General features: G+C 65.3%; 15 protein-coding genes and 1 tRNA gene. 11 read left to right on the forward strand and 5 right to left on the reverse strand.

From position 1 onward, the window contains the following. Window positions 1-7: 7 nt before the first annotated feature. Together P0M04_RS21470 and P0M04_RS21475 are read right to left on the reverse strand one after the other, a co-directional pair. The gene (locus P0M04_RS21470) at window positions 8-391 is read right to left on the reverse strand and encodes a hypothetical protein (RefSeq protein ID WP_259447093.1); all 384 of its coding nucleotides are present in this window, start codon (window positions 389-391) and stop codon (window positions 8-10) included. Next, window positions 392-1,186 carry a 3-hydroxybutyrate dehydrogenase gene (locus P0M04_RS21475; protein ID WP_259447092.1) on the reverse strand — a complete coding sequence of 265 codons (795 nt, stop codon included), beginning with the start codon at window positions 1,184-1,186 and terminating at the stop codon, window positions 392-394. A 154-nt stretch (window positions 1,187-1,340) separates the two neighbouring features. Between P0M04_RS21475 and P0M04_RS21480 the strand changes: the two genes are divergently transcribed. From P0M04_RS21480 to P0M04_RS21505, 6 genes are all read left to right on the forward strand, one after another. Continuing rightward, a complete protein-coding gene (locus tag P0M04_RS21480; protein ID WP_259447091.1) occupies window positions 1,341-2,213 on the forward strand; it encodes an alpha/beta fold hydrolase in 873 nt (290 codons plus the stop codon). Between the two features lie 75 nt (window positions 2,214-2,288). After that, window positions 2,289-2,639: a RidA family protein gene (locus tag P0M04_RS21485; RefSeq protein WP_036228482.1), complete on the forward strand. Its 351-nt coding sequence runs from the start codon at window positions 2,289-2,291 to the stop codon at window positions 2,637-2,639. 9 nt (window positions 2,640-2,648) lie between these two features. After that, the gene (locus P0M04_RS21490; RefSeq protein ID WP_259447090.1) at window positions 2,649-4,889 is read left to right on the forward strand and encodes a RelA/SpoT family protein; all 2,241 of its coding nucleotides are present in this window, start codon (window positions 2,649-2,651) and stop codon (window positions 4,887-4,889) included. 2 nt (window positions 4,890-4,891) lie between these two features. Continuing rightward, window positions 4,892-5,698 (forward strand): ABC transporter permease, encoded by an 807-nt coding sequence (locus P0M04_RS21495; RefSeq protein ID WP_259447089.1) that lies wholly within the window; start codon window positions 4,892-4,894, stop codon window positions 5,696-5,698. A gap of 3 nt (window positions 5,699-5,701) precedes the next feature. After that, window positions 5,702-6,637: an MlaD family protein gene (locus P0M04_RS21500; RefSeq protein ID WP_259447088.1), complete on the forward strand. Its 936-nt coding sequence runs from the start codon at window positions 5,702-5,704 to the stop codon at window positions 6,635-6,637. Further along, window positions 6,634-7,269 carry a hypothetical protein gene (locus P0M04_RS21505; protein WP_259447087.1) on the forward strand — a complete coding sequence of 212 codons (636 nt, stop codon included), beginning with the start codon at window positions 6,634-6,636 and terminating at the stop codon, window positions 7,267-7,269. Before P0M04_RS21500 ends, P0M04_RS21505 begins: the two co-directional genes overlap by 4 nt. Here P0M04_RS21505 and P0M04_RS21510 read toward each other — a convergent pair whose 3' ends face one another. The 3 genes from P0M04_RS21510 to P0M04_RS21520 form a co-directional block, all read right to left on the reverse strand. Then, window positions 7,270-7,713, reverse strand: a complete 444-nt coding sequence (locus P0M04_RS21510) for a hypothetical protein (protein ID WP_259447086.1) — start codon at window positions 7,711-7,713, stop codon at window positions 7,270-7,272. Between the two features lie 13 nt (window positions 7,714-7,726). Beyond that, window positions 7,727-8,716 carry an NAD(P)/FAD-dependent oxidoreductase gene (locus P0M04_RS21515; protein ID WP_259447085.1) on the reverse strand — a complete coding sequence of 330 codons (990 nt, stop codon included), beginning with the start codon at window positions 8,714-8,716 and terminating at the stop codon, window positions 7,727-7,729. A 70-nt stretch (window positions 8,717-8,786) separates the two neighbouring features. After that, window positions 8,787-9,713, reverse strand: a complete 927-nt coding sequence (locus P0M04_RS21520; RefSeq protein ID WP_259447084.1) for a cation diffusion facilitator family transporter — start codon at window positions 9,711-9,713, stop codon at window positions 8,787-8,789. Window positions 9,714-9,796: 83 nt separating this feature from the next. On the opposite strand from P0M04_RS21520, the gene P0M04_RS21525 reads away from it, so the two are divergent. From P0M04_RS21525 to rplT, 5 genes are all read left to right on the forward strand, one after another. Continuing rightward, a tRNA-Val gene (locus tag P0M04_RS21525) sits at window positions 9,797-9,873 on the forward strand. 262 nt (window positions 9,874-10,135) lie between these two features. Beyond that, complete coding sequence (thrS, locus tag P0M04_RS21530) at window positions 10,136-12,046, forward strand: threonine--tRNA ligase (RefSeq protein ID WP_259447083.1); 1,911 nt, start codon at window positions 10,136-10,138, stop codon at window positions 12,044-12,046. Between the two features lie 107 nt (window positions 12,047-12,153). Beyond that, entirely contained in the window at window positions 12,154-12,624 is a 471-nt protein-coding gene (infC, locus tag P0M04_RS21535; RefSeq protein ID WP_198119816.1) for a translation initiation factor IF-3, read from the forward strand. A 318-nt stretch (window positions 12,625-12,942) separates the two neighbouring features. After that, complete coding sequence (gene rpmI, locus P0M04_RS21540) at window positions 12,943-13,143, forward strand: 50S ribosomal protein L35 (RefSeq protein ID WP_036228503.1); 201 nt, start codon at window positions 12,943-12,945, stop codon at window positions 13,141-13,143. A gap of 25 nt (window positions 13,144-13,168) precedes the next feature. Continuing rightward, window positions 13,169-13,528, forward strand: coding sequence for a 50S ribosomal protein L20 (gene rplT, locus P0M04_RS21545; protein ID WP_036228505.1), 360 nt, complete (start codon window positions 13,169-13,171; stop codon window positions 13,526-13,528). The last annotated feature ends 12 nt before the right edge of the window (window positions 13,529-13,540 follow it).

A 13,540-nucleotide genomic window follows, 5' to 3' on the forward strand; every position in this document is an offset into this window, starting at 1 on the left:
TTTTCCTTTACTCGAGATCCTGCATGGCCTGTGCGATGCCGGTTTCGACATCATGCAGGAATGCCGCACCCTTAGCCGACAGCGCGATGCCGGGCACGGCCAGTTCGACCAGGCAGGCGAGCGCCTGCCGGAACCATTCCATGTCGGTGCCCATCAGCGGCAGCGCGTGGGCGTCGACGAGGTAGTGCACGGCGCGTGCGAGCAGCGCGGTGTCGCGGCCCGAGTTGGCGACGAGCAGCGCGAAGTCGGCCGCCTCGCGTTCGAAGCGGTCGGCCAGCGTTTCGAGGATGTCGCGCGACACCTGCGGCTGGCCTGACGCGAGCACGACGTGCGCGAGTTCCAGGCAGGCATCGTGCAGGCCTGGAATCTCCATGGGTTCGTCGATGGACATTTATTGCGCGACCCAGCCGCCGTCCATGTTCCACGCGACGCCGCGCACCTGGTTCGCGGCCGGGCTGCAGAAGAACACGGCCAGCGCGCCCAGCTCTTCGGGCGTGACGAATTCGCCCGACGGCTGTTTTTCCAGCAGCAGGTTTTTCTTGGCCTGCTCGTTGCTGATGCCTTCGCGCGCGGCACGGTCGTCGACCTGTTTCTGCACGAGCGGGGTCAGCACCCAGCCCGGGCAGATCGCGTTGGCGGTGACGCCGGTCGATGCCGTCTCCAGCGCCGTCGATTTGGTGAAGCCGACGAGGCCGTGCTTGGCGGCGACGTACGCGGATTTCTGGGCCGATGCGACGAGGCCGTGCGCGGACGCGAGGTTGATGATGCGGCCCCAGTTCTTCTGCTTCATGGTGGGCAGGGCGAGGCGCGTGGTGTGGAAGGCCGAGCTGAGGTTGATGGCGATGATCGCATCCCATTTCTCGACGGGGAAATCCTCGACGTTCGCGACGTACTGGATGCCCGCGTTGTTGACGAGGATGTCGACGCCGCCGAACTTGTCGGCCGCGAACGCCATCATCGCGGCGATCTGGTCCGGCTTCGACATGTCGGCGTTGTGGTAAGCGGTCTGCACGCCGAATTCCTGGCCGATGTCGGTGTACAGCTTTTCGATCTGCTGCGCGTCGCCGAAGCCGTTGAAGACGATGTTGGCGCCTTGCTCGGCCAGCGCGCGGGCGATGCCGAGGCCGATGCCCGAGGTCGAGCCGGTGACGAGTGCAGTCTTGCCGCTTAACATGGTGGATTTCATTCGTTCCTCTTTCTCGTGGACAGTTTCTATGAGAGCCGGGTGGTCCCGGGCCAGACTTGGTAGAATTCTAATCGCTCCACCGGGTAAAATGTTGGCGGCCGCCGGGTCCTTGATGTTTCCGGCGGCTGCATGGTGATCGTCGGAACTTTTGAAAATGAGCGAACCGAAGCTGAAATCCGTGCTGTGCAGTTCGCCCGCCGGCCTGCACCGCATGGCATACAAGGAGTGGGGCGACCCCGCCAACACGAACGTGCTCGTCTGCGTGCACGGCGTGACGCGCGTCGCCGACGATTTCGACGCACTGGCGCGGGCCATGAGCGACCGCTACCGCGTCGTCTGCCCGGACGTCGTGGGACGCGGCCGTTCCGGGCGGCTACGCGACCCGGCGCTGTACGTCATTCCGCAATACGTGGCCGACATGGTGACCCTGATCGCCCGCGTAACGGCCGGCGATGAAGGCGTCGAATGGTTCGGCACGTCGATGGGCGGCTTGATCGGCATCGCCCTCGCGTCGCTGCCGGGCAGCCCGATCCGCCGCATGGTGCTGAACGACATCGGGCCCGTGCTGGACCCGGTGGCGCTGGGGCGCATCGGCGACTACATCGGCCAGGAGATCCGCTTTGCGACCTTCGCAGAAGGGGCCGCATACGTGCGGATGGTCTCGACGCCGTTCGGGCCGCACAGCGACGCCCAGTGGGACAAGCTGGCGCGCGACGTGCTCGTGCAGCAGTCGGACGGGCAATGGGCGCTGCACTACGACCTCGGGCTCGCGCAGCCGTTCAAGGCGATGACGCCGCAGAAGGTGGCGCAGGACGAGGCGCAGTTGTGGGCCGCGTACGACGCGATCCGCTGCCCGACCCTGCTCGTGCGGGGAGAACAGTCGGACCTGCTGTCGCGCGCGACGGCGGAAGAGATGACGCGGCGCGGTCCGAAGCCGGCCTTGCGGGAGATCGCCGGCGTGGGCCATGCGCCCACGTTCCTGCAGCCGGAGCAGATCGCGATCGCACGGGAATTTTTGACCGGCTGAAATCGAGCCGGAGGTGTTCGGCTCCACGGCCGGGCGAAACGGCCGCAAGGCCTGGTTTTATTACTAGAGAAAAGCATGGAAATCAAACGACTGCACGTAGGCAAACGACTGTCCGAAGTCGCCATCCACAATGGTACGGTGTACCTGGCCGGCCAGGTCGCCAGCGACACGACGCAGGACATCCTCGGCCAGACGCGCGAAGTGCTGGGTCACATCGACCGCCTGCTGGCGGAAGCGGGCAGCGACAAGAGCCGCATCATCTCGACCCAGATCTACATCACCGACATGGCCAACTTCCCGGCCATGAACACCGTGTGGGAAGCGTGGGTCGTGCCGGGCCAGACGCCGCCGCGCGCCACCGTCGAAGCCAAGCTCGCCGATCCGGCCGGCCTGGTCGAAATCGTCGTCGTGGCCGCCCAGGCGTAAGCACACGCGATGGTATCGATTGTCGCGCTCGGCGACGCCACCACCCAGCTGGTCCATGGCCTCGGCCCGGAAGACTGTGCGCGCGTAAAAGGCGCGCTCGATTTCGCGGCCGAGCGCTATGTCGAACGCACGGCCGGTACCGGCCAGAGCGCGTTCGAGTTCTCGCTGGGCGTGGCCGGCACGCTCGCGCTGTTGCGCAGCGATGCCGAGACCCGTATCGCCGGCCTGCTGTTCGAGCTGGCGATCCAGGATCCGGGCGTGGCCGAGGCGCTCGAGGAGCGCTTCGGCAAGGAAGTGGCGGACATGGTGCGCGGTGTGCACCAGCTGATCCGCCTGCGCGACCTGACGGCGGCCCAGGCCCCCGTCGGGCGCGGCAAGAATGCGGCCCAAGAGGCCATGGCGCAGGTCGAGACCCTGCGCAAGATGCTGCTGGCGATGGCCACGGACATGCGCGTCGTGCTGATCCGCCTCGCGTCCTGCGTGACCACGCTGCGCTACTTCGCCGAGCACAAGCGCTTCGACGACGTGACGCGCAACTACGGCCGCGAAGTGCTCGACCTGTACGCGCCGCTCGCCAACCGCCTCGGCATCTTCCAGCTGAAATGGGAACTGGAAGACCTGTCGTTCCGGATGATGGAGCCGGACACGTATAAACGCATCGCCAAAATGCTCGAAGAGAAGCGCATGCTGCGCGAGAGCTTCGTGGCGTCGTCGATCGAGCGCCTGCAGAAGGAGCTCGCGGCGGCCGGCATCAAGGCCGAGGTCTTCGGCCGGCCGAAGCACATCTACAGCATCTGGAAGAAGATGCGCGGCAAGGAGCTCGATTTCTCCGAGCTGTACGACGTGCGTGCATTCCGCGTGATCGTCGACGACATCAAGACGTGCTACACGGTGCTGGGCGTCGTCCACAACATCTGGACGCCGATCCCGAAGGAATTCGACGACTACATCTCGCGCCCGAAGGGGAACGGCTACCAGTCGCTGCACACGGTCGTCACGGCCGAGGACGGGCGCCCGCTGGAAGTGCAGATCCGCACGCAGGAGATGCACAACTTCGCCGAGTACGGCGTCGCGGCGCACTGGCGCTACAAGGAAGAAGGCGGCTCGAATTTCAAGAGCCAGGAATACGACGAAAAGATCGCGTGGCTGCGCCAGCTGCTGGCGTGGAAGACCGAGGTCGCAAGCGCGGTCACGGGGCAGGAAGAGCTGCAGCGCGAGTGGGTCGAGAAGCTGAAATCGACGACCCTCGACGACCGCATCTTCGTGCTGACGCCGCAGGCGCGCGTGCTCGAGCTGCCGGTCGGCGCCACGCCGATCGACTTCGCCTACCACCTGCACAGCGAGGTGGGCAACCGCTGCCGCGGCGCCAAGGTCGACAACGTGATGGTGCCGCTGAATACGCCGCTGAAGAACGGCCAGACGTGCGAGATCATCACCGCGAAGGGCCCGGCCGGCAGCCAGGGGCCGTCGCGCGACTGGCTCAGTCCCGGCTATACCGTCAGCAGCCGCACGCGCTCGAAGATCCGCGCCTGGTTCCATGCGCTGGAACTGGCGGAGACGCTGGCCCACGGCCGCGTGCTCGTCGAGAAATCGCTGCAGCGCGAAGGCAAGACGGCCGTCAACCTGGACACGCTCGCGCACAAGCTGGGTTTTGCCAAGGTCGACGACCTGTTCATCGCCGTCGGCAAGGAAAAGTTCAGCCTGCGCCACGTGGAAGCCGCGCTGCACGACGCGGCGCCGGCGGCGCCCATGCCGGACGAAGCCGTCGTCAACAAGAGCCGCGCGTCGAGCGTGGAGCAGGGCGCCAAGTCGGGCGTGCTCGTCGTCGGTACGGAAGGGCTGATGACGCAGCTGGCACGCTGCTGCAAGCCGGCGCCGCCGGATCCGATCGTGGGCTTCGTCACGCGCGGCAAGGGCGTGTCGATCCACCGCGCGAGCTGCAAGAACTTCGCCGAGATGGCGGCCCGGAACCCGGAACGGGTACTGGAAACGGAATGGGGCACGACGGGCCTGGAGACCGTGTTCCCGGTCGATATCTTCATCCTCGCGAGCGACCGCCAGGGCCTGCTGCGCGACATCTCGGAAGTGCTGGCGATCTCGAAGATCAACGTGATCGGCGTGAACACGCAGAGCAGCAAGGGCACCGCGAAGATGGTGTTCACGGCGGAGATCAGCTCGACCGGGCAGTTGCAGAAGGCGCTCGCGGCGATCGCCGAAGTGAAAGGCGTACAGGAAGCACGCAGGACGTAACCATGCCGATTACGTCCCTCCTGTACGTCAAACCGCGCCTCTGGGGCCACCTGGCCGCGCGCTACGCCGCCAGCTGGTGGGCCATGCTGCACCTGGGCGCCGTGGCGCTGGTGATGGCGCTGACACCGTCCACGTACCACCGCGGCAACCGTCTCGCCACGTCGCGCTACATCTACGCGAGCACATGGCAGGTGCTGCCGTGGTTCACGGTGCTGACGGCCCTCGTCAGCCTCGTCATCATCCGCATCGTGCTCGTCACGGCGCAAAGCTACGGCCTGTCGCGCTATGCGCTGGAGATGGTCGTGCGCGTGCTCGTGCTGGAGCTGCTGCCGCTGTCGGCCGCCATGTTCGCCGCGCTGCGCGCCGGCATGGCGTTCGATGCCGGCGCCATGGGCCTCGCGCGCAGCGGCGTGCCGGCCGGCGAAGCCACCGCCGAGACCTTGCGCCGCCTGCGCCGCGACCTCGTGCCGCAGGTGATCGCCAACGCGTTTTCCGTGCTGAGCCTCGCGATGGTGTCGAGCGTCATCGTGCTCGTGCTCGCGTACCTGAACGTGTACGGCCTGTCGCCGTGGGGCCTGCCGGATTACACGCGCACGGTGGGCCGCGTGTTCGACCCGACGGTGACCGTCGGCTTCGTGTTCAAGACCGTGCTGTTCGGGCTCGCGGTGGCCGTGATCCCGAGCGCCGCCATCCTGGAGCTGCTGCGCCGCCCGCGCCGCCTGCGCACGAACGTGCAGCCGGGCGCGCTGCGCCTGCTGTTCGTGCTGCTGCTGATCGAGGCCAGCTCGCTGGCCGTCAAATACATCTAAAAAATGATCGACAAAGACACCCCTCCCGACGAACCGAAGCACGTGGAAGCGAAGGCGCTGTTCCTGCTCGTCCTGATCGGCGCGCTCATCGTCGCCTTCTTCCTGTACGTGATGTACGCCCGCGGCGTGTTCGAGAAGACGCAGGAACTGGTGCTCGTGGCCGACGATTCCTCGGGCGTGATCCCGGGCATGGACATGACCTTCGCCGGCTTCCCCATCGGGCGCGTGCGCCAGGTGGAGCTGGGCAAGGACGGCAAGGTCAACATCCTCGTCGACATCGCGCAGAACGATGCGAAATGGCTGCGCACGACCAGCGTGTTCACGCTCGAGAGCAGCGTCGTCGGCGAGACCCGGCTGCGCGCCTACAGCGGCGTGCTGACGGATCCGCCGCTGGCCGACCACGCGCAGCGTCCCGTTCTGCGGGGCGACGCGGCGGCCGAGATCCCCCGCCTGATGGCCACGGCGCGCACCTTGCTGGAAAACCTGGAGACCATGACCCGCGCCGATTCCCACATCGGCAACACGCTGGCCAATGTCGACGCATTGTCGGGCCGCCTGTCCGGCCGCTACGGCGTGCTCGGCACGGCGCTGGGCGGCGACGCCGAGGCGGAAAAGCTGCTGCAGACCCTGCACCGCGTCGACGCGCTGCTGGCCAAGACCGACCAGCGCGTGTTCGGCAAGAAGGGCGTGATGGACGACGCCCAGGGTGCGATCCGCGAACTGAACGGCCTGCTGGCCGACGCGCGCGGGACGCTGCAGAAGGCGGACAGCGTGCTGGCCGAGGCGCAGGCCGTCGCGAAGAATGCGCACGCCGCCACCGACGACCTGGGCCGCCTGCGCGGCGAGGTCGATGCGAGCCTGCGCAAGGTGAACCGCCTCGTCGACGAAATCAACCGCAAATGGCCGTTCAAGCAAGACACGGAGATCAAGCTGCCATGACCGTCAAGCCGCTCATTCTCGCCGCCGCGCTGGCGGCCTTGTCCGGCTGCGCGAGCAAGCCGCAGCCGCCCGCCTGGGAAGGCGATGCGAAGAGTTCCCTCGATGGCTTCATGGACGACTTCCTGCGCGGCGAGTCGGCCGCCGCCGACGCCGAGTTCGCGCGCGCGCGCCGCGCGAGCGCCAGCACGGGACGGTTCGACGTCGTCGCCCAGGCGGAACTAGTGCGCTGCGGCGTGAAGGCGGCGGCGCTCGACTACGAGTGCCCCGGTTTCGCGGCGGTGGCGAACGATGCGACGCCGGCCCAGCGCGCATATGCCGCCTACCTGGACGGCCGCTGGCAGGGTCTGGACACGAGCCTGCTGCCGGAGCAGCACCGCGCGGTCGTCGCGAGCGGTTCATTGGCCGGCGTCGCCGATCCACTGGCCCGGCTCGTCGCGGCCGGGGCACTGCTGAAGGCGGGGCGCATCACGCCGGCCGACATCGCGACGGCCGTCGACACGGCGTCCAGCCAGGGCTGGCGCCGCCCGCTGCTGGCATGGCTGGGCGTGCAGGAACAGCGCGCCCGCGCGGCCGGCGACACGGCCGCGGTGGAGCGGATCCGCCGCCGCATCGAACTGGCTACGCAGGGTTGATTATTTGACGCGGACGACGCGCGCCGCGCTGTTGTTCGCTTCCAGCTGCAGGTAATAGGCGCCGAGCGCGCCCCGTTCGATGCGCACGGCCGGGTCCACGAGGTCCGGCAGGACGGCATCGATGTCGTCCACGACGCGCCACACCTGCCCATTGGCGAGGGTGAGCTGGGTGCCGTTGCGCCAGCCGTCGAGCCGCCCGCGCACCGTGCTGCGGATCGCGCCCGGTTCGTCGTCCACCTTTTTCTCCAGCCGCTTCATGCCGAAGCGCTGCTCGGCCGACGGCGCGGGTCCGGACGGCGTGACAGGCATCGCCTCGTAGCAGGCAAAGCGGGCAGCGGGGTCGGACAGGGCACGGCAGCGCAGCACGACGGCGTCGTCGACGGCGCAGGCGGCGCCGGATGCGAGCAGCAGGAGGAGGGGGAGTGCGAATGGATGCGGTTTCATGCGCCCATTATAGCTACGCGCTGGTCCCGGGCGCCGCCTCCAGGTGGGGGCGGGCGGGCCGCAGCGCGGGCGGCAACTGGTTGTGGATACGCACGGCGGCACGCGCTGCCTGGCCCGTTGCCACGGCAATCTGGTTCAGGCCCACGACGACGTCGCCGATCGCGTACAGGCCCGGCACCGTCGTCTGCTGGTGGTCGTCGACGACGATCTCGTCGCATTGCGCCGTGCGCGCGCCCAGCTTCGCCGCGAGGCTTGATCTGGCGTTCTCGCCCAGCATCGGATAGAACACGTCCGCTTCATGATCCTGCCCGTCGTCCGTGTGCAGCACGGGTTTCATCGAGGCGTCCAGCGTGACGGACAACAGCGGTGAATCGATGGTGCGCACGCCGGCCGCGTCGAGCCGGCGCCGGTCGTCATCGCTCAGCATCGACGGCGAACCCCGTTCGAACAGCGTGACGTCCGCGCTGAACGTGCGCATGAACAGCGCGTGGCCGACGGGATTCACTTCGGACGTCGCGACGGCGATGCGCTTGTCGATCACGTCGAAGCCGTCGCACACGGGGCACAGCCGCACGGACCCGAACGCGACGGCTTCGCGCCAGTTCTCGATGGGCAGGCCCGCATCCGCGACGCCCGTCGCGAGCAGCACCGTGTGGGCGCGGATCTGTACCAGATCCTCATCGCCTTCCGGCACGTAGTCGCCGACGAACAGGCCGTCCTCGATGCGCAGGTCGACGATCTCTCCCGGCATCACGCCGCCGCCGTAGCGCTGCAGTTGCGAGGCGAGGTTGCCCAGCAGGATGTGGCCGGGCACGCCTTCGGGAAAGCCGGGGTAGTTGTGCGAGACGGGGATCAGGCGCAAGCGGCTGTTGCCCTTGTCGACGAGGGCGACGTTGCGCGTGAAGCGGCGCAGGTAGATGGCGGCGGTGAGGCCGCCCGGGCCGCCGCCCACGATCAGCGTGTCGTAAACCTGGGCCGTAGCGAGTTCGGATGATGTAGGCATGTGCCGATTATCCGCAGGGTGGCTGCGGCTGGGCTATCGGCGCGTGACCCGAGCCCGGGTCGGAACCCGCTTACAGAGCGTCGGATTGCTGGACAGGTTCGGGCTGCAGCGTGACGTGGTCGATGCCGTGTTTGTCGAGCAGCATGTCCTTCACCGCGCGCAGCACGTCGGGCCAGGCGGTCAGGTCGTCGATTTCCAGGTGGCCGATCAGCGCGGGTTCGCCGGGCGACATGTCCCATACGTGCAGGTCGTGGACGGAACGCACGCCGGAGATCGCGGCCAGGTCGGCGCCGATCTTCAAGTAGTCGATCTGGTGCGGCACGCCTTCCATCAGGAAGTGGTAGGACTCGCGCAGCACGCTCACGGTCGACTTGAGGATCAGCAGCGAGACGAAGATCGACAGGATCGGGTCGATGCGCACCCAGCCGGTGAAATGGATGACGGCGCCCGCGGCGATCGCGGCGATGGAGCCGAGCAGGTCGCCCAGCACGTTGACGAGGGCGGCGCGCGTGTTGATGCTCTGCTCGTCGCGCGACAGCACCCACGCGACGGCGATGTTGATGCAGGCGCCAATGGCTGCGACGATCAGCACGGTCTTGCCGCCCACGTGCTCCGGATGCGCGAGGCGCTGCACGGCCTCGTACACGATCCAGCCGACGAGCAGCAGCATCGCGAGGCTGTTGACGAACGCGGCAAGCGCCTCCGCGCGCACGAAGCCGAACGAATGGCGCGCGGACGGTGGCCGCCGCGCGATCAGCTGGGCCAGCAGCGCGAGGCCGAGGGCGGCGGCATCGGTGACCATGTGGCCGGCGTCCGAGATCAGCGCGAGCGAATTCGACAGGAAGCCGCTGACGACCTCCACCAGCGCATACAGCAGGGTCAGCCCGAGCGCGATGGCCATCGCCCACTGGCTGCGGCCTTCGATCGTGTGGGCGTGGCGGGCGTCGCCGTCGAGGTGGGCGTGGAGGTGGGCGGAGGAGCCGGCGTGGTCGGACATGAACGTGGACGATGTGGAAACAGGCGGCAGTATACCGGGTGTCCTTGCAGGATGGGTGCTATCCCCTTATAATGGCGGCATACGGGCGGTTAGTTCAGCTGGTTAGAATACTTGGTCGACATCCAAGGGGTCGCAGATTCGAATTCTGCACCGCCCACCAGAACATCAAAGACGAGCGCGGGGAACTTCGGTTCTCCGCTCTTGTCGTCAGTAAGAGCGAGAAAGGCACACACGGTTATGACACCGCGAACTACAACGACGTTGTGGGGGAATCGCTAGACGCGGTAGGGTGTGCTTTTGTCCGGAATCACCGGAGCTCGACGACACTGAAGAAACGCGCCTAGTGCGCGTTTTTTTTCGTCCAAAATTTCTTGGTTTTAAATCTGTCTATTAACGGGCGCATGGCGCCGATGGAGCTCACAATGTTGAATGTACGCCTCCCGGACGGCTCGAGCCGTCAATTCGAAGGTCCGGTGACGGTCGCCCAGGTGGCGTCCAGCATCGCCCCGAGCCTGGCCAAGGCCGCGCTGGCCGGCAAGGTCGACGGCAAGGTCGTGGACACGTCGTTCCTGATCGAGAACGACGCCGACCTGGCCATCGTCACGGACAAGGATCCGGAAGGCCTGGACGTCATTCGCCACTCGACCGCCCACCTGCTGGCCTATGCCGTCAAGGAATTGTTCCCGGAAGCGCAGGTCACCATCGGCCCCGTGATCGACAACGGTTTCTACTACGACTTCTCGTACAAGCGCCCGTTCACCCCGGACGACCTGCAAGCCATCGAAAAGAAGATGGCCGAGCTCGCCAAGAAGGATGAGCCGGTCACCCGCAAGGTGCTGCCGCGCGACGAAGCCGTGGCGTACTTCAAATCGATCGGCGAGGACTACAAGGCGGAGATCATCGCGTCGATCCCGGCGAACGAAGATGTGTCGCTGTACACCGAAGGCAAGTTCACCGACCTGTGCCGCGGCCCGCACGTGCCGTCGACCGGCAAGCTGAAAGTCTTCAAGCTGATGAAGCTGGCGGGCGCGTACTGGCGCGGCGACTCGAAGAACGAGATGCTGCAGCGTGTCTACGGCACTGCCTGGGCCAAGAAAGAAGACCAGGAGCAATACCTGCACATGTTGGAGGAAGCCGAGAAGCGCGACCACCGCAAGCTGGGCAAGCAGCTGGATTTCTTCCACTTCCAGGACGAGGCGCCGGGCCTGATCTTCTGGCACCCGAAAGGCTGGACCATCTGGCAGCAGATCGAGCAATACATGCGCAAGACCTACCAGGTCACCGGCTACAACGAAGTCAAGGCGCCGCAGATCATCGACGTCAGCCTGTGGCAAAAGACCGGCCACTGGGACAATTATCGTGAAAACATGTTCACGACCGAATCCGAAAACCGCACCTATGCGCTGAAGCCGATGAACTGCCCGGGCCACGTGCAGATCTATAACGCGGGCTTGCGTTCGTACCGCGACCTGCCGCTGCGCTACGGCGAGTTCGGCCAGTGCCACCGCAACGAATCGTCGGGCGCGCTGCACGGCCTGATGCGCGTGCGCGGCTTTACCCAGGACGATGGCCACGTGTTCTGCACGGAAGAGCAGATCGCGCCGGAAGTCGTGGCCTTCCACGCCCAGGCGATGAAGGTGTACGAGGACTTCGGCTTCGCGAACATCGACGTCAAGATCGCGCTGCGTCCGGAAAACCGCATCGGGTCCGACGAGGTGTGGGACCAGGCGGAAGAGGCGCTGCGTTCCGCGCTGCGCGGCTGCGGCGTGACCTGGACGGAGCTGCCGGGCGAGGGCGCGTTCTACGGTCCGAAGATCGAGTACCACCTGAAGGACAGCCTCGGCCGTCCGTGGCAGGTCGGCACGATGCAGGTCGACTTCTCGATGCCGGGCCGTCTGGGCGCGGAATATGTCGCGGAAGACAACTCGCGTAAAGTGCCAGTGATGCTGCACCGCGCGATCGTCGGTTCGATGGAGCGCTTCATCGGCATCCTGATCGAGAACTACGCGGGCGCGCTGCCGCTGTGGCTGGCGCCGGTCCAGGTTGCCATCCTGAACATCTCGGATGCGCAGGCCGACTACGTCAAACAGGTCGAGGCAAAGCTGAAAGCGGCTGGCCTGCGTGTTCACGCTGATTTGCGGAACGAGAAGATTACCTATAAAATTCGGGAGCACTCCGTCCAAAAACTGCCGTACATCCTAGTTGTCGGCGATAAAGAGCGGGATGCTAACACTGTGGCCGTTCGCGCCCGCGGCAATGTCGACCTTGGCGTCATGTCGGTCGATGCGCTGCTGGAACGCCTCCAAGGCGAGGTAGCATCCAAGGCGAAGTAATCAAGCACGCGCCTTGAGACGGCACTATCCATCTTACTTTCAAAGGAAACAACATAGCTACTGACAAGTCGTCACATCGCATCAATGGCGAAATCAACTACCCGGAAATGCGTCTGAACGGGATAGACAACGAGCCGCTGGGCATTGTGAGCCTGGCCGAGGCGTTTCGTCTGGCCGAAGAAGCGAACGTGGACCTCGTGGAAATCGCGCCGAACGCGGTTCCCCCGGTCTGCCGCCTGATGGACTATGGCAAGTTCAAGTACTCGGAGCAGAAGAAGGCGCACGAAGCGAAGCTGAAGCAGAAAATCATCCAGGTCAAGGAAATCAAGTTCCGTCCGGGTACGGACGAGGGTGATTACAGCATCAAGCTGCGTAACCTGATCAAGTTCCTGGAAGAAGGCGACAAGACCAAGATCACGCTGCGCTTCCGCGGCCGTGAGATGGCTCACCAGGATATCGGCGCGCGCATGCTGGAGCGTCTGCGTGGCGACCTCGAGCCGTATGGCCAGGTCGAGCAGTTTCCGAAGCTGGAAGGCCGCCAGATGATCATGGTAGTCGCGCCGAAGAAGAAGAAATAATTCTTCGATAGCTACGCCGCGGGTTCGCTTCGTTTCTCGCTGTGACAGTCAAGCCGGGCCAGGCCCGGGTCCGGGTTCGTCCCGCGGCCCGGGCTTGGCCTATTCCATTTCCGGTGTCGCCTGTGAATGGCTTGGGATGTGCACTGGCGCAAAACTGTGCTAGAATCTGCGGTTCCCATGTTCGCAAGGACGGGGATGCAAGACTGTAGTGGACCCGCTTCCGCTGCAGAGACAAGTGAAAGCAGGCATCCAAGAGCAGCGTTGCTGCCACCTGCAATCCTGTCACATATGAGGCTGCCTGTAAGAGGGCAGAAGACTATGCCGAAAATGAAAACCAAAAGCTCCGCGAAGAAGCGTTTTCGCGTGCGCCCGGGTGGTACCGTTAAATCGGGTATGGCGTTCAAGCGTCACATCCTGACCAAGAAAACCACCAAGAACAAGCGTCAGCTGCGTGGCACCCGTAACATCAATGCGTCCGACGTCCAAAGCGTCTACCGCATGATGCCGTCGGCCGTTTAATCTCACATCAAACTAAGGAGCTACTATGCCTCGAGTAAAACGTGGGGTTACTGCACGTGCCCGTCACAAGAAGGTTCTTGAGCTTGCCAAAGGCTATCGTGGCCGCCGCAGCAAAGTATTCCGTATTGCCAAGCAAGCAGTCATGCGCGCTGGCCAGTACGCATACCGCGACCGCCGCAACAAGAAGCGCGTTTTCCGCGCCCTGTGGATCACCCGTATCAACGCAGCTTCGCGTTCGCACGGCATGACCTACAGCGCATTCATGAACGGCCTGAAGAAAGCCGCGATTGAACTGGACCGTAAAGTCCTGGCCGACATGGCTGTCAACGACAAGCCGGCTTTTGCCGCTATCGTGAACACCGTCAAGGCAAAGCTGGCTGCTTAATTCAGACAGCGA

The sequence above is a fragment of the Telluria mixta genome (assembly GCF_029223865.1).
Classification (GTDB): domain Bacteria; phylum Pseudomonadota; class Gammaproteobacteria; order Burkholderiales; family Burkholderiaceae_D; genus Telluria; species Telluria mixta.